This is a genomic window from Acinetobacter higginsii, from assembly GCF_000369845.1.
In the GTDB taxonomy this organism is placed as follows: Bacteria; Pseudomonadota; Gammaproteobacteria; order Pseudomonadales; family Moraxellaceae; genus Acinetobacter; species Acinetobacter higginsii.
The window spans coordinates 248,815-268,266 of sequence record NZ_KB850215.1; the positions used below are offsets into that span (position 1 = coordinate 248,815).

19 protein-coding genes and 1 tRNA gene are annotated in these 19,452 nt (G+C 42.7%); 10 read left to right on the top strand and 10 right to left on the bottom strand.

Features of this window, described 5'->3' with window-relative positions:
* Nucleotides 1-116: 116 nt before the first annotated feature.
* Nucleotides 117-206: transfer RNA gene (locus F885_RS08480), tRNA-Ser, on the bottom strand.
* A gap of 125 nt (nt 207-331) precedes the next feature.
* On the opposite strand from F885_RS08480, the gene F885_RS08475 reads away from it, so the two are divergent.
* The 3 genes from F885_RS08475 to F885_RS08465 all read left to right on the top strand — a co-directional run bounded on the left by F885_RS08475 (nt 332) and on the right by F885_RS08465 (nt 3,759).
* Nucleotides 332-2,212 carry a potassium transporter Kup gene (locus tag F885_RS08475; protein WP_004657295.1) on the top strand — a complete coding sequence of 627 codons (1,881 nt, stop codon included), beginning with the start codon at nt 332-334 and terminating at the stop codon, nt 2,210-2,212.
* A 158-nt stretch (nt 2,213-2,370) separates the two neighbouring features.
* Entirely contained in the window at nt 2,371-3,444 is a 1,074-nt protein-coding gene (locus F885_RS08470; protein WP_005317525.1) for a DNA/RNA non-specific endonuclease, read from the top strand.
* Between the two features lie 72 nt (nt 3,445-3,516).
* Nucleotides 3,517-3,759 carry a hypothetical protein gene (locus tag F885_RS08465; RefSeq protein WP_005317528.1) on the top strand — a complete coding sequence of 81 codons (243 nt, stop codon included), beginning with the start codon at nt 3,517-3,519 and terminating at the stop codon, nt 3,757-3,759.
* 48 nt (nt 3,760-3,807) lie between these two features.
* On the opposite strand, the gene aqpZ is transcribed toward F885_RS08465, so the two are convergent.
* Entirely contained in the window at nt 3,808-4,497 is a 690-nt protein-coding gene (gene aqpZ / locus F885_RS08460; protein ID WP_005317531.1) for an aquaporin Z, read from the bottom strand.
* A 176-nt stretch (nt 4,498-4,673) separates the two neighbouring features.
* The gene (locus F885_RS08455; protein WP_005317534.1) at nt 4,674-5,681 is read right to left on the bottom strand and encodes an AraC family transcriptional regulator; all 1,008 of its coding nucleotides are present in this window, start codon (nt 5,679-5,681) and stop codon (nt 4,674-4,676) included.
* A 115-nt stretch (nt 5,682-5,796) separates the two neighbouring features.
* Here F885_RS08455 and F885_RS08450 point away from each other — a divergent pair, with 115 nt between their 5' ends.
* Nucleotides 5,797-6,450, top strand: coding sequence for a sterol desaturase family protein (locus tag F885_RS08450; protein ID WP_005185684.1), 654 nt, complete (start codon nt 5,797-5,799; stop codon nt 6,448-6,450).
* 306 nt (nt 6,451-6,756) lie between these two features.
* Here the strand turns inward: F885_RS08450 and hisF are convergent, their stop codons facing one another.
* Nucleotides 6,757-7,515: an imidazole glycerol phosphate synthase subunit HisF gene (hisF, locus tag F885_RS08445; RefSeq protein WP_004659983.1), complete on the bottom strand. Its 759-nt coding sequence runs from the start codon at nt 7,513-7,515 to the stop codon at nt 6,757-6,759.
* Between the two features lie 101 nt (nt 7,516-7,616).
* Between hisF and F885_RS08440 the strand changes: the two genes are divergently transcribed.
* Genes F885_RS08440 through F885_RS08430 form a run of 3 tightly spaced genes read left to right on the top strand, consistent with a single transcriptional unit; the run spans nt 7,617 to nt 9,623 of the window.
* On the top strand, nt 7,617-8,567 hold the full coding sequence (locus F885_RS08440; protein WP_005317537.1) for a homoserine kinase: 951 nt from the start codon (nt 7,617-7,619) through the stop codon (nt 8,565-8,567).
* A 9-nt stretch (nt 8,568-8,576) separates the two neighbouring features.
* Nucleotides 8,577-9,194, top strand: coding sequence for a DUF1294 domain-containing protein (locus F885_RS08435; protein ID WP_005317540.1), 618 nt, complete (start codon nt 8,577-8,579; stop codon nt 9,192-9,194).
* 33 nt (nt 9,195-9,227) lie between these two features.
* Nucleotides 9,228-9,623, top strand: a complete 396-nt coding sequence (locus tag F885_RS08430; protein WP_005185677.1) for a DUF4870 family protein — start codon at nt 9,228-9,230, stop codon at nt 9,621-9,623.
* Between the two features lie 33 nt (nt 9,624-9,656).
* Here the strand turns inward: F885_RS08430 and F885_RS08425 are convergent, their stop codons facing one another.
* Entirely contained in the window at nt 9,657-11,057 is a 1,401-nt protein-coding gene (locus tag F885_RS08425; RefSeq protein ID WP_005317543.1) for an LLM class flavin-dependent oxidoreductase, read from the bottom strand.
* A gap of 352 nt (nt 11,058-11,409) precedes the next feature.
* On the opposite strand from F885_RS08425, the gene F885_RS08420 reads away from it, so the two are divergent.
* Nucleotides 11,410-12,660, top strand: a complete 1,251-nt coding sequence (locus F885_RS08420) for an SfnB family sulfur acquisition oxidoreductase (RefSeq protein WP_005317546.1) — start codon at nt 11,410-11,412, stop codon at nt 12,658-12,660.
* A gap of 12 nt (nt 12,661-12,672) precedes the next feature.
* On the top strand, nt 12,673-13,932 hold the full coding sequence (locus F885_RS08415; RefSeq protein WP_005317548.1) for an acyl-CoA dehydrogenase family protein: 1,260 nt from the start codon (nt 12,673-12,675) through the stop codon (nt 13,930-13,932).
* A 56-nt stretch (nt 13,933-13,988) separates the two neighbouring features.
* Here F885_RS08415 and F885_RS08410 read toward each other — a convergent pair whose 3' ends face one another.
* Nucleotides 13,989-14,894: a DMT family transporter gene (locus F885_RS08410; RefSeq protein ID WP_005317551.1), complete on the bottom strand. Its 906-nt coding sequence runs from the start codon at nt 14,892-14,894 to the stop codon at nt 13,989-13,991.
* Nucleotides 14,895-14,990: 96 nt separating this feature from the next.
* Here F885_RS08410 and F885_RS08405 point away from each other — a divergent pair, with 96 nt between their 5' ends.
* Nucleotides 14,991-15,542, top strand: a complete 552-nt coding sequence (locus F885_RS08405; protein WP_005317554.1) for a helix-turn-helix domain-containing protein — start codon at nt 14,991-14,993, stop codon at nt 15,540-15,542.
* A gap of 66 nt (nt 15,543-15,608) precedes the next feature.
* On the opposite strand, the gene F885_RS08400 is transcribed toward F885_RS08405, so the two are convergent.
* The 4 genes from F885_RS08400 to F885_RS08385 all read right to left on the bottom strand — a co-directional run bounded on the left by F885_RS08400 (nt 15,609) and on the right by F885_RS08385 (nt 19,394).
* The gene (locus F885_RS08400) at nt 15,609-17,066 is read right to left on the bottom strand and encodes a SulP family inorganic anion transporter (protein WP_005317556.1); all 1,458 of its coding nucleotides are present in this window, start codon (nt 17,064-17,066) and stop codon (nt 15,609-15,611) included.
* Nucleotides 17,067-17,293: 227 nt separating this feature from the next.
* A complete protein-coding gene (hisA, locus tag F885_RS08395) occupies nt 17,294-18,025 on the bottom strand; it encodes a 1-(5-phosphoribosyl)-5-[(5-phosphoribosylamino)methylideneamino]imidazole-4-carboxamide isomerase (RefSeq protein ID WP_005317559.1) in 732 nt (243 codons plus the stop codon).
* 66 nt (nt 18,026-18,091) lie between these two features.
* Entirely contained in the window at nt 18,092-18,760 is a 669-nt protein-coding gene (locus tag F885_RS08390) for a 3'-5' exonuclease (protein ID WP_005317562.1), read from the bottom strand.
* Between the two features lie 91 nt (nt 18,761-18,851).
* Nucleotides 18,852-19,394, bottom strand: a complete 543-nt coding sequence (locus F885_RS08385) for a DUF805 domain-containing protein (protein ID WP_004803811.1) — start codon at nt 19,392-19,394, stop codon at nt 18,852-18,854.
* Nucleotides 19,395-19,452 lie beyond the last annotated feature (58 nt).

The following is a 19,452-nucleotide window of genomic DNA, read 5'->3' on the forward strand; positions in this document are numbered from 1 at the left end:
CCATGATGTTTCAGGAGTACAAGGATAGCCAAGGATGTAAAAGAACATTAAAAAAGGCTTAAACCATTGTAGTTTAAGCCTTTTAGGTATGTTTCGGTATTTTTAAAACAGAATCTTGGCGGTGAGAGAGGGATTCGAACCCTCGATACGCGCAAACGTATACACACTTTCCAGGCGTGCTCCTTCAGCCACTCGGACACCTCACCAAGGTGTGCGATAGTACCCAAAAAAATGCACGCTGCCAAGTTGTAGTCGAACAGATTTGCAGAAAAACTTTTTGGCTAGTGATAATATTGCGCCATATAACGTTCAATTTTGAAGACAACATCATATGCAAAGTACTGCAAAAAAAGCCGCATTGCCCGCGATGACGCTGGCAGCATTAGGGGTGGTATTTGGGGATATTGGAACAAGCCCACTCTATGCAATACGGCAATGCTTTGTCACAGGACATGTTGATATCAGTGAAGGTTCGATTTTAGGTATTCTTTCACTGATCTTCTGGTGTATGAACCTAACGATTAGTTTTAAGTATGTCTCAATGATCATGCGTGCGGACAACAATGGCGAAGGCGGGATCATGTCACTGCTCGCACTCAACCTGCGTTCCTCGGTTTTTAGTAATAAAAATAAAATCTTTCTGATTGCATTGGGCTTTATCGGAGCATCACTGTTCTTTGGTGATGGGATCATTACCCCCGCAATTTCAGTACTGTCTGCGATTGAAGGTTTGAGTCTGGTGACGCCTGCTTTAGATCGTTGGTTGGTTCCGATTGCTTTAGGTATCCTCACGGCATTATTTATGGTGCAGCGGCATGGTACCGCCACTATGGGGAAATTCTTTGGTCCGATTACACTGTTATGGTTTGCATCTATTGGTCTGATTGGCCTCTGGAGCATTATCCAGACGCCTTATGTCTTGATGATGGTCAATCCGTATTGGGCGTTCCATTTTGTCTTTGATCAACCGACAGTTGCTTTTATCACGATGGGTGCGGTGATTCTGACCATGACCGGTGGTGAGGCGTTGTATGCAGACATGGGACATTTTGGGCGCGTGCCAATTAAACTGGCGTGGTTCTTGGTGGTGTTACCATGTTTATTGCTGAATTATGCAGGTCAAGGTGCATTGCTATTACGCGATGCCAAAGCCATTGAAAACCCGTTCTATTTATTAGTACCAGATTGGGCTTTATTCCCAATGATTGGCTTGGCAACTGCAGCAGCAGTGATTGCCTCGCAAGCAGTAATCACAGGTGTATTTTCGATGGCGAATCAAGCCATTCAATTACGCTATTTACCGCGCTTAACCGTGCACCATACCTCGGATGTAGAACAAGGTCAGATTTATTTGCCTTTTATTAACTGGGTGCTGTTTATCTCGGTAGTGATCTTGATTTTACTGTTTGAAAGCAGTGCAGAATTGGCAAGTGCTTACGGTGTAGCGGTAACGATGACCATGCTCTGCGGAACGATTTTAATCTCGACTTTGGCCTATGGGGTGTGGCGTTGGCCATTGTGGAAAGTGGCGTTATTTGCGGTGCCATTCCTGATTATTGATTTAATTTTTGTGGGTTCAACCTCATTGAAAATCCTCTCAGGCGGTTGGGTGCCGATCTTGATTGGTGTGGTGGTATATACCATTTTGATGACGTGGAAGCGTGGTCGAGAAATTGTCTATAATCGTATGGAAACCAATGCTTTGCCAATTGAATTGTTTATCAAAAGTATTGGTATGAGCAAAGAAACCCATTTCGTACCAGGCGAAGCGATTTTCTTAACAGGTACACCGAATATTGTGCCGCATGCGATGTTACACAACATCAAGCACAATAAAGTGCTGCATGAACGTAATGTGATGGTCACGGTCTATACTCAAGATATTCCGTATGTAGCTGAAGCAGATCGCTTAAAAGTTGAAAAACTGGATGAGCATTTTTATCGAATTTATATGTACTACGGATTTAAAGATCAGCCGAATGTACCAAATGCATTAGAACAAGCCTATAAGGAGCTTGGTTTTGAATTCGATATGATGCAAATGAGTTTCTTCATTTCACGTGATCGTATTGTGCATACCGTGGGTGATGGCATGTCACCATGGCGTGAAAAGTTATTCATCTCGATGCAGCGTAATACCAGTCCTGTCAGTGACTTCTATCAGATTCCAACCAACCGTGTGGTGGAGTTAGGCAGTCAGATCGAAATTTAAGAAAAACGTATAAAAAAGGCACCTGAGCGTGCCTTTTTTATTGTCTGTAGATCAAGTGTACAGATTTGCGACATAAAGTGTCGCTCTGGGCTGAAACTCAATATACACAGGGCTTTTGAGTTGTTAAGCTGCGCGTTCATATTGATTTTGATGTAGTTATGGCAAAGAGACCAACTCGAAAGAGTAAAACACCATTTGCTTTTTTGAGCCAAAATATTGGAAAGATGGTGTTGGCTTTGGTCGCGACAGGAAGTTTTGCGATCGCATTTGGTAGTGAAAAAATTTCGAAGTTGATGCCATTTCAATCCAGTAATGGTGCTTGTTTAAAGCAATTTTATCGTGATGTTCCACCGTTATTAAGCAAAGACAGCTTAAAAAAAGACAGCTATGCCTTGTGTTTTAATGATTTTAATGTGATGTATTCAGGTATTTCCAAGACACCACTTTGGTCGGCAGAATATCTGACACCTGAACGTTTAAGTATCAAGATTAAACGTGAAGATAATTTTCATGAAGAAACACGAGTAAAGCCCGCTCATCGTGCTTTGTTGTCTGACTATCGCGGTTCGGGCTATGACCGTGGGCATATGGCACCCAATGGTGATATGAATAATACTGCGGCACAGTACGACAGCTTTTCTTTAGCCAATATGGTTCCGCAAGCACCTAAAAATAATCAGGAAGTTTGGCGTAAGTTAGAAGAAGCGGTACGTTCAATTGTGACCAAACAACATAAAGATGCCTATGTACTGACAGGGCCAGTATTTGAAGGTAAACGCCTGAAAACTATTGGTAAGGGCGTGATTGTGCCGACTGCGGTATATAAAGCGGTGTATTTACCCAAGCAAGGGATTATTGGTGCTTACTATGCGCCAAATAATAATTCTCAGCAGGTCAAAGTGGTCAGTGTTTGCTATTTGGAAGAGAAACTTGGCATCAACTTGTTCCCTCAATTGACGGAACAACAGAAGCGTAATGTTTATCAATTGCCACTTTCTGCAGTGCAAGTGAAGCCGAATAAAGACATCAGTTATTCGCATTGGGATGGACAGAGTCAGTGTGTGGAAGAAGCTAACACGGATGCCATTCAAGTGCAGCAACGTGAATTTACTTCACAGCAAACTGAGGCCGCTGAAAGCAAATTCCCACAAATTGATGAAGAGACCAAACAAGCCTTGATCAATCAATTGGTAAATGCATTGCTGCAGTATTTCTTACAAATGTTGAGATAATGTAGAACATCTTGCAAAGTCATCCTGCATGGATCATGTTGTGGGATAGACAACAACAATGAGAGAAAAAAGATGTTTAAGCCTTTTGAACAGGGTGATGAATCTTCAGCAATTTATGATCTGACTTTGGAAAATCAGGTCGATTGCGTGAGCTTATATGGCAATTTACAGATTACCAAAGATCAGGCAGGGCTGAAAACGGCAAAGGCATTGCAAAGCTTTATTAATGATGTGGTTTCCGCTTTGGAGAAAGAACAACTTCCTGAACAAATTGACAGAAAGCCTGAGCAGGACATTGAAAATCCGTTTCTATAAATAAAAAACCAGCCGTTAGAGGCTGGTTTTTTTTGGGGATGTATGCGCTTAGTCTTTCTCGCTGCCCACGAATTTGTAGATCACTGCACCAATGATGGCACCGATGATTGGTGCAACCCAGAACAACCAAAGTTGGCTGATTGCTGCAGTCTCAGCAAATAACGCAACTGCCGTACTACGTGCAGGGTTAACAGATGTGTTGGTGACTGGAATACTGATCAAGTGGATCAATGTTAAAGCTAAACCGATTGCAATTGGCGCAAAACCAGCAGGTGCACGACGATCCGTTGCTCCCATAATCACGATTAAGAAGAACGCAGTTAAAACAACCTCAATCAGGAATGCTGACGCAACAGAGAAATGGTTTGGAGAGAGTTCGCCATAACCATTGGTTGCGAAACCGCCTGTACCTGCAAAGCCTGCTTGACCTTGTACGATGATATACAGCACGAATGCTGCAAGCGCACCACCAATCACTTGAGACACGATATAAGGAACTAAGTCTTTTGAGTTAAAACGTCCACCCACCCATAAACCTACACTGACAGCAGGGTTAAAGTGACCACCAGAAATATGACCGAAAGCGTAAGCACCTGTTAAAACAGTTAAACCAAATGCCAATGCAACACCTAAGAAACCAATGCCAAGTTCAGGGTATGCAGCTGCAAGCACAGCACTACCACAACCACCAAAAACAAGCCAAAAGGTCCCGAGAAATTCTGCTAAATATTTGTTCATTGTTATCACCACATCAGTTATAAAAAATAAAAAAAGCAAACATCCAAAATTTATTATGGATATGTTTAACCCTCGTGAAAAAATTGTGAACTAATTCACATAGGTATATAGGCTCTTATATAAAACGGGCAAAAAAATCGGTCAGTTGCGAAACCGTTAGTTCGTCAGTATTTTTATTACGAATTGTAAGTTATGTTGTTGTTTCGCCACTGTTGCGGGGTTTGCCCCGTCCAAATCTTAAAAGCTCGCTGAAAAGCACTTTGTTCAGAATAACAGAGCAGTAGCGCAATTTCTTGCAAACTCAGATGAGGATCTTTTAAATATTCGGTCGCCAGCATAAAACGTACTTGCTGCACCCGCTCCTGAAAGGTGGTGTTTTGTTGTTGTAAATGTCGCTGTAATTGGCGTACGGACAGACCCAGTTTTTCGGCGATAAAATCGATTTGATATTGGTTTTTTTGTAGGCCTGTCAAAATGGCATGTTGTAGCCGCTGATCCAATTGGGTTGAATTGGGCAATTTATCTAGCAAGGCTTGGGCTTGCTGTAACAACAGTTGTTGTAAGGTGTGATCACCTGTTTTAAGTGGCTTAAAAGCTTCGCTGACGGGCAATAATAATTGGGTTTTGGGCTGTTCAAAACGGACTTTACAGTGAAAATATTGCTCATAAATGCTGATGTTTTTGGGTGCGGCATTGACGAAATGCACTTCATGCAGATGAATCGTGTCACCCGACATAAACAGTTTCAGGAACTGCACCATCAAGGCAATCGCGATTTCATCGGTCAACTGGGTCGGATGTGGTTCAGGGGCTTCCCAACGAATCGATGCATAAGGGTGATTAAATTCAACCACCAAAGGGCTGCCATCATAAATCAGGCGATGGAAGTCATGGTAGCGTGCCAAAGCTTCACCTAGATTTTCACAAGATAAAGCCAAATAGGCAATGATGCCTAAGTGTTTGGGTTGTACATAGGCTGCGATTTCCAAGCCTAGACCACTATTTGGATGTAGTCGATTTAGATCTTCTAACAGATCCCGCCAAATCACATAATCAAAGCGCTCTAGGTTTTGAACCTGTTGTAATTGTTCAGGAATATGGATGTTCTCTGCTTCACAATAGGCTTTTAATAAATGCCCCAAACCACCAAAAACAGAGCCTGTATAGTTCTTGAGTTGAGACATCCTGTCCACTCCTGATATTGTCGTGTTTTGTCAATATAAATATATCGTATCGTCAATACTTCGCCTACAAAAATTTATATCTTTAATAAAAATAAGGAAACATTTGGAGAAAACCATGATTAAGGGTTTTATCGCAGGTTTGGCTGTTGCAAATGCCTTTGAATGGTTTGCACATAAATACATTTTGCATGGGGTACATCGTCCGGGGCAGCCACGTTATAGCCCTGTGCCGAAAAGCATGGAATCGCACTGGGCGCACCATCGTGAAGTACGTAAACAGCAGTTTTCGGATGATTGCTATGTTGAGGGTGTGGAGCATTGGCGTACCCGTAATGAAATCATGTCCTTAGCTGTCGTGGCAGGCGTTGCCAGTGTGGCGTTTTATCCAATTTCAAAAGGCATGTCTTTGGCGGCGCTGTATAGTGCAGGCAACTATTATTATGTACATCGTCGTGCGCATTTAGAGCCTGATTGGGCAAAACGAACCATTCCTTGGCATTATGATCATCATATGAATTCAAACCAAGATGCCAACTGGTGTGTGACGCGTCCATGGTTTGATTATGTGATGGGTACTCGTGTGGTGTCTTCTGCGGATTTAAAAGAGGCAAATCCATTAGGTATTGCTTTGCCAGCAGCTTTGTCTAAAGCATTGACGCAAGCGATTGAATCCGTTTTTCCTGCAAAATGGGTCGAGCAAAAACCAAAATTGGTGGAAGCACCTGTAGCTGAGCAACCGCAAAAACAATCGCAAGAATCGGTGGCTTAAATTCGATTGATCTAGTGGGCTGAGCAGGCTTTTATTGACAAATCATGACGACAAAAATAGGGGTATGTCGTGAATTGTCAATAAAATTGGTTTTTAATGTCAATATCTTTGCACATTTTCTCGCTAATTTAGCTCAAGCATTTTAAATGCTCAGAATTTGTTCAAAATGATGATATTGTGCTTACCCTCTAGCGTTGTATAACGCAGTTTCCATACCTTGCTCAGCAAGGTATTTTTTTATCTGTATACAGCTATTTTTAAATAAAAAAACCTCTCGCTTGAGAGGTTTTTTTATGGCTCATCTAATTAAAGACGCATCTCAATGCCTTGTTCAGCAAGATATTGTTTTGCTTCTGGAATGGTGTGTTGACCAAAGTGGAAAATAGAAGCAGCAAGTACTGCATCTGCACCGCCTTTTAAGATGCCATCGGCCAAATGCTGTAAGTTACCTACGCCACCCGAAGCGATGGTCGGGATATTGACGCGATCATTGATCTGACGCATTAAGGCAATGTCATAACCTGCTTTAGTACCATCGGCATCCATACTGGTAATCAGCAGTTCGCCTGCACCGAAGTCGGCCATTTTCACCGCCCATTCAATCGCATCGATGCCTGTTGGTTTACGACCGCCGTGGGTAAAAATTTCCCACTTGTTCTCACCGGTTTTTTTCGCATCAATCGCAACCACGATACATTGTGCACCAAAGCGTTGTGAAGCTTCTTGGACAAACTCAGGAGTAAACACGGCAGCCGAGTTGATACTGACTTTATCGGCACCTGCATTCAACAATAAACGGATATCTTCAACTTTACGGACACCACCACCCACAGTTAAGGGCACAAAAACGCTTTCGGCCATGCGTTCTACGGTACGGTAAGTAGTGTCGCGTCCATGATGGGTAGCAGTAATATCTAAAAAGGTAATTTCATCGGCGCCTTGTTCGTTATAACGACGGGCGACTTCAACAGGGTCACCTGCGTCACGAATATCAAGGAATTGAACGCCTTTGACGACTCGACCATTATCAACATCTAAGCAAGGGATAATACGTTTTGCGAGCATAAAATTTTCCAAAAAATCGCCAATAAAGAAAGGGGTGCTACACCTTCATGGAGGGAACAGGTATTCTATCAAACTTCACAGCTATTTTTTGCAGGTTTTCCATGTCGGTTTATACCCCGTTGAGTTTAGAAGAAGTTCAAGCCTTTGCTGAGCCTTATGGTTTAGCGGTGATTGACCTGATTCCAATCCAAGGCGGTATTCAAAACACCAATTATTTTTTGGTGGATCAATCACAGAAACAATATGTTTTAACGGTTTTTGAAGAATTAGATGCTGAAGGCGCAGGTGAGTTGGTACCTGTACTGGATTGTTTGGGTGAGGCAGGTGTGCCTGTGGCGGTGCCTTTAAAGCATAGTGGTCAGGCCATTCATAGTATTGCAGATAAACCTGCGCAAATTGCGCCGCGCTTGATGGGTGAGCATCCGGAAGACGCCAGCATTATCCAAATTCAGGCGATTGCACAAGCACAGGCAAAATTGCATTTGGCCTTACAAGGCTTTCCTTTAGAACGTGATTTTAATCGTAATCATCAATATTGGTCAGATGTCGCTGAGCAACTTAAGCCACAAATGAATGCGCAAGATCAGGAATTATTAGCTCAGGTGTTTCAGCAGTTTGCGGCAATTACCCAACAGCATCCAGACCGTCCTACGGGCTTTATTCATTCAGATTTATTCAGAGATAACACCTTGTTTGAAGGCGATCAACTACAGGGTATTCTTGATTTTTATGAATTGAATCAAGATGAATGGTTATTTGATATTGCGATTAGTATCAATGATTTCTGTACTGCCTATCCACAAGCGCATTTAGATTCAGCCAAGGCCGATGCCTTTCTTGCAGCTTATCAAAGCATTCGTCAACTGACCGTTGATGAGTTAGCTTGTTTAAATATCTTCTTGGCGATGGCGGCGTGCCGTTTCTGGAGTATGCGTTTACAAGTGGCGCAGAAAAATGCCGAGCAAGGGCGCACAGGTGATGATATTTTGCAAAAAGATCCGCTGGAAATGCGCATGATGTTACAAGACCGTTTACAACGAATCACAGCTTAGGAAACAGACATGCGAGATCAAGGTCGTTTAGTTGAGTGGTTTGATGATAAAGGCTATGGCTTTATCCAACCCAATGACACAGCAAAAGATCGTGTCTTTATCCATATCAAAGACTTTGCTCGCACAGGGCCGCGACCCTTGGTCGGTTGTGCCTTGGAATATGTGGTGATTCTGGATGAGCGCGGCCGTTATCGCGCTCAACAGGCGACGTATTTAAAAGCATCGCAGGTGATTGAACATCGTGCTCGTCCGAGTCAGCCTCAACCGTCGAAACTCTGGTCTGCGATGCAGATTGGTATCGTGATTTATATTGTCTTTATGCTGATCGCAAGCTTTAGTAAATTGCTGCCGCCGTATACTTTATTATTTGTTAGCTTGATGAATGTATTGAGTTATTGGCTCTATGCACAAGATAAAGAAGCAGCTCAGTTGGGCAATCGACGTATTCCAGAGCAGACTTTGCATATCGTGGATTCTTTGGGTGGATGGTGCGGTGGTTGGCTTGCTCAGCAAAAACTGAGACATAAAACACAAAAACAACCGTTTCGTAAGATTTATTTCTGTACCATAGTCTTCCATATACTATTGATATGTTGGTTAATTTCTCCGCTCAATGTGTTTTATTGATTGAGGGAGTTTGTTTCTGGAGATTAAATAAAAATGAATTATTCCGTTGATCAAGATCCAAATCGTACTTTGACTTTGGTGCTGTATGTACTTTATATCATTGCGATTTTTACTGGTGGTCTGTTGGCAATTATTGCCTTGATCATTAACTATGTAAAACGCAGTGATGTACAGGGTTCGATTTTTGAAAGCCACTTTACTTGGCAAATCCGCACTTTCTGGTGGTATTTGGCTTGGAATATTATTGCCTTTATTCCGTTTTCGTTCCTGTTCTTTACCGGTGATAACGGCACGGCTTTTGCCGGCGTTGCGGTTTCTGCAACCACTTTTGCCTTTGCGGTAATTTTTGGTGCATGGATCTGGATTGTTTATCGTGCCATCCGTGGTTTGATTGCCTTAAATGACAATAAGCCGATGTATCAAGACTAAGGCCGGCCAGAACTCGCTGGGTGGTGTATTAACCTAAGCGAGTTCTCTATTGTTATTGGTTTTCGCTGTTGCATGATAGCGATAGCTTGCTCCTCGATGCTGTTCTGTCAGCAATGGACCTTGTCCAAATAGTTTCTCACGCAACGTCCCTTCGGTATATTCAGTTGGATACACGCCACGTTGCTGTAGTTCCGGCACCAGATATTCCACCACATCCTCAAAAGTCTGATGCGCCAAAATATAGGCCAGGTTAAAGCCGTCAATATCGGTTTCTTCCGTCCATGCCTGTAGTTGATCGGCCACAGTTGTGGCTGAGCCCACCAAGATTGGGCCATTGCCACCGATACTAATAAATTTGGCAATCTCTTCAATGGTCCAGATTCGATTCGGATCGGCTTTTACATAAGAGTCGAGCATGGATTGAATCGCATCAGTATGAATATATTCAACTTTGTCCTCTGCATGGAATTGCGAGAAGTCGACCCCTGACCAGCCTGATGCCAAGGTTAAGCCGCCATGATAGCTGGCGTAGCTTTGATATTCTTTGAATTTTGCTTGGGCTTTTGCATCGGTTTCATCCACCACAATCGACAGCATGGTGTAGATCAAAATCGAATGAGAATCTTTGCCTTGTTCAACGAGGTTGGAGCGAATGCCTTGTACCAGTTTTTTCACCGCGGCTTTGGTCGGTGCAGAAATAAACACACATTCAGCATTTTGGCTGGCAAATAACTGCCCACGACTAGATGCACCTGCTTGATAGAGCACAGGGGTACGTTGTGGTGAAGGTTCGCAAATATGAATGCCGGGAACGCTAAAATATTGACCTTGATGATTGATGGGATGGACTTTGCGATGGTCTGCAAAAATGCCTTTTTCTTTATCACGCAGCACAGCATCTTGTTCCCAAGAACCTTCCCAAAGTTTATAGAGAACTTCTAAATATTCATCAGCGATGTCATAACGTTGATCATGACTGACTTGGGTTTGAAGACCTAAATTCTTTGAGCCACTTTCCAAGTATGAGGTGACGATGTTCCAGCCAATGCGGCCTTTGGTCAAATGGTCCAAGGTGCTCATGCGCCGTGCAAAGGGATAAGGATGTTCAAATGAAATTGAAGTCGTCAGACCGAAGCCTAAGTGTTTGGTGACTGCCGCCATAGCAGGCACAATCTGTAGGGGATCATTGACGGGAACTTGTACGGCACCTGTGAGCGCATGTTGTGCTGATTGATGATAAACATCATAAATGCCTAACACATCGGCAATAAAAACCCCATCAAACTTGCCACGTTCTAATATTTTGGCCAAATCGGTCCAGTATTCGAGGTCTTTATATTCAGTCGAGCGATCTAGTGGATGACGCCACAACCCAGGCGATTGATGCGCAATACAGTTCATTTCAAAGGCATTAAATCTAATTTGCTTGCTCATTGCTCTTTACTAAATTAAAGATTTTTATTGATCTTAATTAAAAAAGATTGAATTGATTAATCATAAAAAAATAAATGTTTATCATGAATCTATTTAACGTGATTTTGGATTGTAGTTTGAAAAATTATTTTTTATTAAATTCAAAACTTTATTCTTTAATTGAGAGAAATTTGTTGGTGCCTAAGTCAGGCTTAGAGGATTGTTTCTTTTTGATTTTAAATTGTTTTTTAAATAAATAAGTAATGGTCTGGGTTTATTTTAAATAAAAAGATTAGGTTCTAAATTTAACTTATAAATATGCAATAAAAATAGTGCTAGTTTATTTTTTATAACTGGAAAATGAGTATTTATAATGACCTCAAAAATAGAAATAAAATTGGAAGATGCACAGAGTATTCCGCAAGATTTTTACTTGAATAATACGCCAGCACATGTGATTGCTTCAGATCAAGAAGCCATCGCTGTGGCCCATCGCCTAGCAGCTGCTTTTGCCAAAGAGGCAGCAAAACGTGACCATGAGCGCAAGCTGCCCTTACAGGAAATTCAACAATATTCTGCCTCTGGTCTGTGGGGGATCAATATTCCGAAACAGTTCGGTGGTGCTGGGGTGAGCTATAAAACCCTTGCTGAGGTGGTGACCATTATTTCCAGCGCAGATTCATCTTTAGGGCAAATTGCACAAAATCATTGGGCCTTTTTAGAACATATCCGTTTGGATGCGTCATTGGAACAGCAGCAATTCTTCTTCGAACAAGTACTGCAAGGCAAGCGTTTAGGCAATGCATTCTCTGAAAAAAACTCGAAAACCGTCGCAGATTTGACCACTAAAATTGAATTTAAAGAGGATTATGCGCTAATTAGTGGTCAGAAATTCTTTGCCACAGGTGCTTTATTGGCACATTGGATTCCAGTGGTTGCTGTGAGTGACGATGGCAAAGTATTTGCAGCATTGGTCCCGCAACATACGCCTGGTTTGACCATTGTGAATGACTGGAGCAGCTTTGGTCAGCGCACTACGGCCAGTGGTAGCGTGCAGCTGGATCATGTTCGAGTCGATTTAAAATATGTAGTGCCGATCCATCAGGCTTTTGAACGTCCAACAGCAGCGGGTGCAATTTCGCAAATTATTCAGTCCGCTGTCGATGCAGGTATTGCGCGTGGGGCCATTGAGGAAACCATCCGCTATGTGCGTGAGTATGCCCGTCCTTGGATTGATTCAGGTGTGGAACACGCCAGTGAAGATCCCTATACCATTAGCAATATTGGCGAGCTAAAAATTAAATTGCGTGCCGCAGAGGCAGTTTTAGCTTTGGCAGGTGAGGCGATTGATCGTGCTTTGGCGAATCCAAACGAAGATACCGTAACAGAAGCAACTTTACTCACGGCTGAATCGAAAGTATTAACCACTGAAATCGCACTCTTGGCAGCCAATAAATTATTTGAGTTATCTGGTACCCGTTCCACCTTATCCGAGTTGAATCTAGATCGGCACTGGCGTAATGCACGCACGCATACCCTGCATGATCCAGTACGTTGGAAATACAATTTAGTGGGTAATTATTATTTGAATGGTGTGGCACTGCCACGTCATGCGTGGAGCTAGGAGGGTAGTATTATGACCAGTCAAACGAATCAAAATCTCTCCTTGGGTGCGCATTATGAACAGGTGGCGGGCAAGTTCCGTCCGATCTTCGAACGAATTGCGGAAGGTGCTTTAGCACGGGAAAAAAGCCGAACCTTGCCCTATGAACCGATTCAATGGTTAAAACAGGCTGGCTTTGGTGCAGTACGTGTACCTGTGGCTTTTGGTGGTGATGGTGTTTCGCAAAAGCAGCTATTTCAGTTATTAATTGAACTTGCTCAAGCAGATTCCAATGTGGTTCAGGCTTTACGGGGGCATTTTGCCTTTGTCGAAGACCGCTTAAATGCACAAAAAACTGAAGCACAGACACTCTGGTTTGAGCGCTTTGTCCGTGGTGAGATTGTGGGGAATGCGTGGACAGAAATTGGTAAAGTTGAAATCGGAGATGTGGTGACTCGTGTCAAGGTAACGCAAGATGGCAAACTCCGTATCAATGGTCAGAAGTATTATTCCACAGGCACGATTTTCGCAGACTGGATTGATCTTTTTGCTTTGGATGAAACCACCAATCAGCATGTGATTGCTGCGGTGTCTACGCAAGCAGAAGGCATTGATATTGTGGATGATTGGGATGGCTTTGGGCAAAAAACCACGGGCAGCGGAACTTTGACCTTAAACAATGTAGAAATTCCCCGAGATCACATTTTGGTGTTTGAAAACCGATTTAAATATCAAACTGCATTTTATCAGGTGGTACATCTCGCGACTTTGGCGGGGATTGCACACAGTGCAGTGCAGACCTTTAAGCAGGAAGTGCGTCAGCGGACGCGGATTTATAGTCATGGCAATGCCAGTTTGGTGCGTGAAGATGCACAAATCCTGCAAGTGATTGGCAAAGCGTCTGCACAAGCTTATGCGGCGCAAAGTATTGCATTAACTACTGCTGAAGCTTTGGATGCTGCGTATTTACAACATTTTCAGAATGATGAGCAGGCTGAGTTGGAGGCTAATGAGCGTGCTGAATTAGTATCGGCACAGGGGCAAGTGGTGATTGCGGAGTTGGTCTTGAATCTGAGCACCGAGCTGTTTAATGCCCTGGGTGCATCGGCAAGTAGCAGCGACAAGCAGTTGGACCGTTTTTGGCGCAATGCTCGTGTGGTCGCATCACACAACCCATTGGTCTATAAACAGAAAGTGATTGGAGATTGGGAAGTCAATCAAGCGCCTTTGCCGTACGTGTGGCAGATTGGCAATAGTCCTGTTGCTGCGAATCAAAAAGAAATTCCAGCTTAGTGATCTCAGCGCACAATAGATTTTATTGAACTAAAACTGTTGTGCACTTTTATCTATTAATTTTCTGGTCGTTGTTTCTTCGCAAAGAATTTAAATTTTAATTCGCTGACGAGTACTCCAAGCACCACCAATGCTCCTCCAAACAAGGCCAGTAATGGTAAACGTTCTCCGGCAATACGCCCGATCACACCTGCCCAAACGGGTTCACCTGCATAAATAATCGCTGCGCGCGTTGGGTCCACCATGCGTTGCGCCCAGTTCATCACAAATTGAATTAATGCACTGGCTAAGCCGAGTGCCACTGCAATAATCAGCAATCCCCATGAAAAGTTAGGAATACTGTGTTCACCAACCAAAGGCATACTGGCAAAAGATAAGCATGAAGCGACCGCCAGTTGAATGACCGTGACTCGTCTTAGATTGACTTTCCCCGCGAAATAACCAATCAGGATAATTTCGAGCGCAATCACAAAGGCACAAATTAGGGTAAGTACTTGTCCATAACTAAAGTTGATGCTGGAAAAGCCGTTGCCTGTTAACAAGATTAAACCAGTAAAAGCCAGTGCTGTACCGACCCAAGTCATCACTGAGGGCATCTTTTGGAAGATCACCCACATTAAAATGGGCACTAAGGGCACATACAGTGCGGTAAGAAAGGCGGATTCGCTACTCAGAATACTTTGTAGACCAATGGTTTGAGTGCCATAGCCAATTGCGATCACAATTCCGATGGCTGTACCTGCCAAGCCCTCTTTTAGGGTTAGGCCACGCATGGATTTGAGCGAGATTAAGAAGATTGCCAAAGCCGCGACTGCAAAACGGCAGCCAACAAAAAACATGGGGCTACTAAAATTCAGGGCATATTGCACCGCTAGAAAGGTGCCACCCCAAATCATGGTAATAAAAATAAGCGCGAATTGTGCGGCTTTAGGAGATTGAGACAAAGCGGTCAACGCAGCCATCCTCATGAGTAACGTGCAATATACTGCACATATTGCATTGCTTGTTGGCTTTGTGCAATATATTACACATATTTTTTATTTTCACTGTAGGAATGCATGAGTCATTCAGAGACGGTATTGCAAGATGTGGGACAGAATATTCGTCTGTTTCGTACCGAACGTCAGCTTAGTCAGCAAGATTTGGCAGATCGAGCAGGTGTCAGTCGCCGTACCATTGCTGCTTTGGAAACAGGACAGGTCAATATTAGTCTGGCTAAACTTGATGCGATTGCAACGGCTTTAACAGTCGATTTTAAAAAGCTGGTCAGCCCATCTGAGCTGAGTGAATCTGCCATCGTCAATACCTTGGCTTGGCAGGGTCAACAGGCTGAAAGTCATGCCACGCTGTTGGCTGCTGTGTCAACCCAGACACAAGTCGAATTATGGACATGGTCTTTGGCTGTGGGTGAGATCTATCAGGCTGAACCAGATCAAAAAGGCTGGCAAGAGTTGATTTATATTGTCGATGGCGAATTGACGATTTCGTTTGAACAAGAAAATCGAGTGCTTCTAGCAGGTGAGTCGCTTTTATTTGAGAGTTCTGTCAATTATCGTTATCTCAATCAAGGAAGTAGCACTGTTCATTTTGTCCGAAACGTAATTTATTAACTCTAAAAAAAGCGCTTAAGCTGGATTACTTAAGCACTTTTAGAGTTCGTGGCTATTTATGCAGACTTAGCTTGAGCTTTGATGAGTTCCATATTTATCAATCATGATCGAGCTGGCTTCATTCAAACCTCGCACAATAACGTGTACGCCTTTGCGCTGGAATTTTTGCACCACACTGTCGATCATTGCCACTGAAGTGACATCCCAAATATGTGAATGGGTCAAATCAATAATGACTTCTTTTACATCCTCTTTGAAATCAAAACTTTGCATAAATTTTTCTGAAGAACTAAAGAAAATTTGACCTTTCAGATTATAAACGCGTGCCTGATTTTCAAAATATCGCTCAACTCGAATATCTTGCTCTAATTTATTGGCAAGGAATAAAGCAGACAGTAACACGCCTGTAAGCACGCCTAAGGCTAAATTATGGGTTGCAACGACCACAACCACTGTTGCAAGCATCACGACATTACTGCTGATTGGATTCTTGCTAAAACTACTGATGGATTTCCATTCAAAGGTACTGATCGAGACCATGATCATCACGGCAACTAAGGCAGCCATGGGAATCACCTTTAACCAGTCGCTGATAAATACGACTAAGATGAGGAGGAATATTCCCGCTGAAAAGGTCGATAATCGAGTCAATCCACCTGATTTTACATTAATCATCGATTGCCCAATCATGGCACAGCCTGCCATGCCACCCATAAAACCTGAGGCGATATTGGCAATACCCTGACCTTTGCATTCTTGAAATTTATCGCTTGGAGTATCGGTCATTTCATCAATAATCGTCGCCGTCATCATCGACTCAAGCAAACCGACTGCAGCCAAAGCAACAGCATAAGGAAAGATGATTTTTAAGGTTTCAAAGTTAAGGGGAATATCAGGAATTAAGAACACGGGAAGCGTATCGGGTAATGAACCCATGTCTCCTACTGTACGAATATCAATGCCGAAGTAGATTGCCAGCAAAGTCACCGTGATGATGCAGACCAAGGGTGAAGGCAATAATTTACCGATTTTCGGAATCAGCGGAAATAGGTAGATAATGATCAGACCCAATAACACCAAGGCATAGACCTGCCATGTGACATTGACCAGTTCAGGCAGTTGCGCCATAAAGATCAAAATCGCCAATGCGTTGACGAATCCAATCACTACAGATTTAGACACGAAACGCATAAGTTTCGCTAGCTTTAGATAGCCCGCGATAATTTGCAATACACCCGTGAGCAAGGTGGCAGCCAGCAGATATTGTAAGCCATGCTCTTTAACCAAACTGGCCATGAGCAAAGCCATTGCACCCGTTGCGGCTGAAATCATGGCGGGGCGACCACCAACGAAAGCAATCACCACGGCAATACAGAATGAAGCATATAAACCGACTTTGGGGTCGACCCCTGCAATAATAGAGAAGGCGATGGCTTCTGGGATCAGTGCTAAACCGACAACCAGTCCAGCCAAAATATCCGCACGGATATTGGAGAACCATTGCGCTCGAATATTGGAAAACATAGAAATAGCCTATTTTTTAGGAATTTTTAAAGGCTAGTGATGTGATATACAGACACACGACTACACCACATCACTAGACAGTGATGAGTTAATACATAGGAAATGTAAAACTTAAGGTGGCGTAAGCATCATGTAAGAAGATAGGGGTTTTATTTGAACTGGGGCAAGCATAGCACCCAAGGAAAAAAAGCTCTAGCGATTGTTACAATAACTAGAGCCTGAAATGATTAGAGTGATTGTTGGTCTAACAATAACTGCGCTTCACGAAGACTTAAAGTACCTTCATAGATGGCACGACCTGTAATCGCACCGAGGATTCCTTTTTTGTCTTTTAGATTGCGTACATCATCCAGATTGGTGACACCGCCAGAAGCAATCACAGGCAGGCCTGAATAGTTGGCCAAGTTCACGGTCTGTTCAACGTTCACACCTTGCATCATGCCATCACGTGCAATATCGGTATAAACAATGCTGGATACGCCTGCATCGGCAAAACGTTTAGCCAGATCCGTCGCTTTTACGTCAGTCACATTGGCCCAACCATCGGTTGCCACCATGCCATTGATGGCATCAATCCCGACAATGATATGACCTGCGAAGCGTTTACATGCTTGGTCAACAAACTCTGGCTCTTTCACGGCTTTGGTACCGATAATCACAAAAGAAACGCCAGCTTCCAAATAGTGTTCGATGGTTTCAAGTGAACGGATACCACCCCCAATTTGAATTGGAAGTTCAGGTTGTGCACGCGCAATCGCTTCAACCACTGGTTTATGAATTGGCGTACCTGCGAAAGCACCATTTAAATCGACTAAATGTAAACGACGTGCGCCTTCATCCACCCAATGTTGTGCAGTTGCCACAGGGTCTTCAGAGAAAACGGTATCGTCTTCCATACGTCCTTGCTTCAAACGGACACATTTACCATCTTTCAGGTCAATTGCTGGGATGATTAGCATGCTTTCGCTCCTTGCATCATCATAGAGTTTAAATTGGCTACATATTAGCAAAATATTGATCAATCGCTAAGCCTTGTCTGCTAAACCTGCCAGTATTCTCCTGATTTGTTGCAATAATTGTGTTGTGAGTAATTGTTGCTGATACAGTTGCTCGAAACAAAGCAGTGCTGCATAGGCATCTGCGGCGGCATAATTGATTTGTTGTGGACTAAGATTTTTAACCGACCAGTTGGAAGTACTGATTTTTTTACTTTTGGCGAAATAACGCTGAAAAAGCAGCGCGATTGCCGTTTGAGTACCGACTTGGCTGCGATAACCAAAACTTGCAAAGCTCTTGGACAGGTCAATCATGGCATTAGGTTGAATACCTTTACTACGAAAGATATGCGCATCATTCTTCAGTCCAAAACCCACTTTGAGTTGCTGTTCATTTTCGAAAATCGGTTTGAGAAAATCTAATATTTCATTACAGACTTGAAATAAATAAGCCTTGTTTGGCGTTGCGAGCTGGATCAGGTGGGGTCCCGTCGATTTTTCTCCAACTTTGAACGTTGGCTTGGATTCAGTATCAAAACCAAAAACTTGAATAGACGCGAGTTCAGCTTGAATTGTCTTACATTGTTCAAGCGTTTGGATCACCAAGATACGATCTGTGCTTAGATTTTGAAATACAGGCAATGCGCGGATTTGTTCTTTGCTTAAAAGGGGAGTGTGTTGAGGCGTATCCATTTGCATTAAAAGCTCAAAGCGTTTGATTGAGCTTAAAGGGTTTTGTCACAATAAAAAAGCCAAGTCGAAACTTGGCTTAGTAACAATGATGTATTTATTAAGCTTGACTGATCTGTTGCTCAATCTGAGTTTGTTGCTTTTCTAATGTGATTTCTTGATTACTAGGTATTGCAATCACAGTAACAATAGCAATAACCAAACTAGCGACTATTAATAAAATATAAATCCAGCCTAAGATTTTTTCCCATCCAGCTGTTGTTCTAACTGGGCCAAAATTATTCGTTGCTTCTGTACCTTTTACACAGAATAAATAGATCATAAACAAGATGTTCAGAAAAGGAACGATATATAATAGTGATAACCATCCGCTAAGATTTCTATCATGTAGGCGGCGAATGATAAAAACGAAAGATAAATATAAAAATATAATATAAATTATTCCGAATATTATCATCGCAGCTAATGGGAAATCTGGAATTTCAGCGTTTTGACCATTTAATATCCCAGAAGAGAATCCAATAATTACAATGATAATCATCGCGATGATTGAGCTTAAAAATGTCCAAGCTGCATAGGATAGTCGGCCAAAACGACCTTTGGGACTCAGTGGGTGATCCACGCTTTGTGTAGATAAATTCATTGTTATTCCTATCTAGGTGTTTTTATGGGATTGTAAAAATTGAAAAATGTATCGTTTA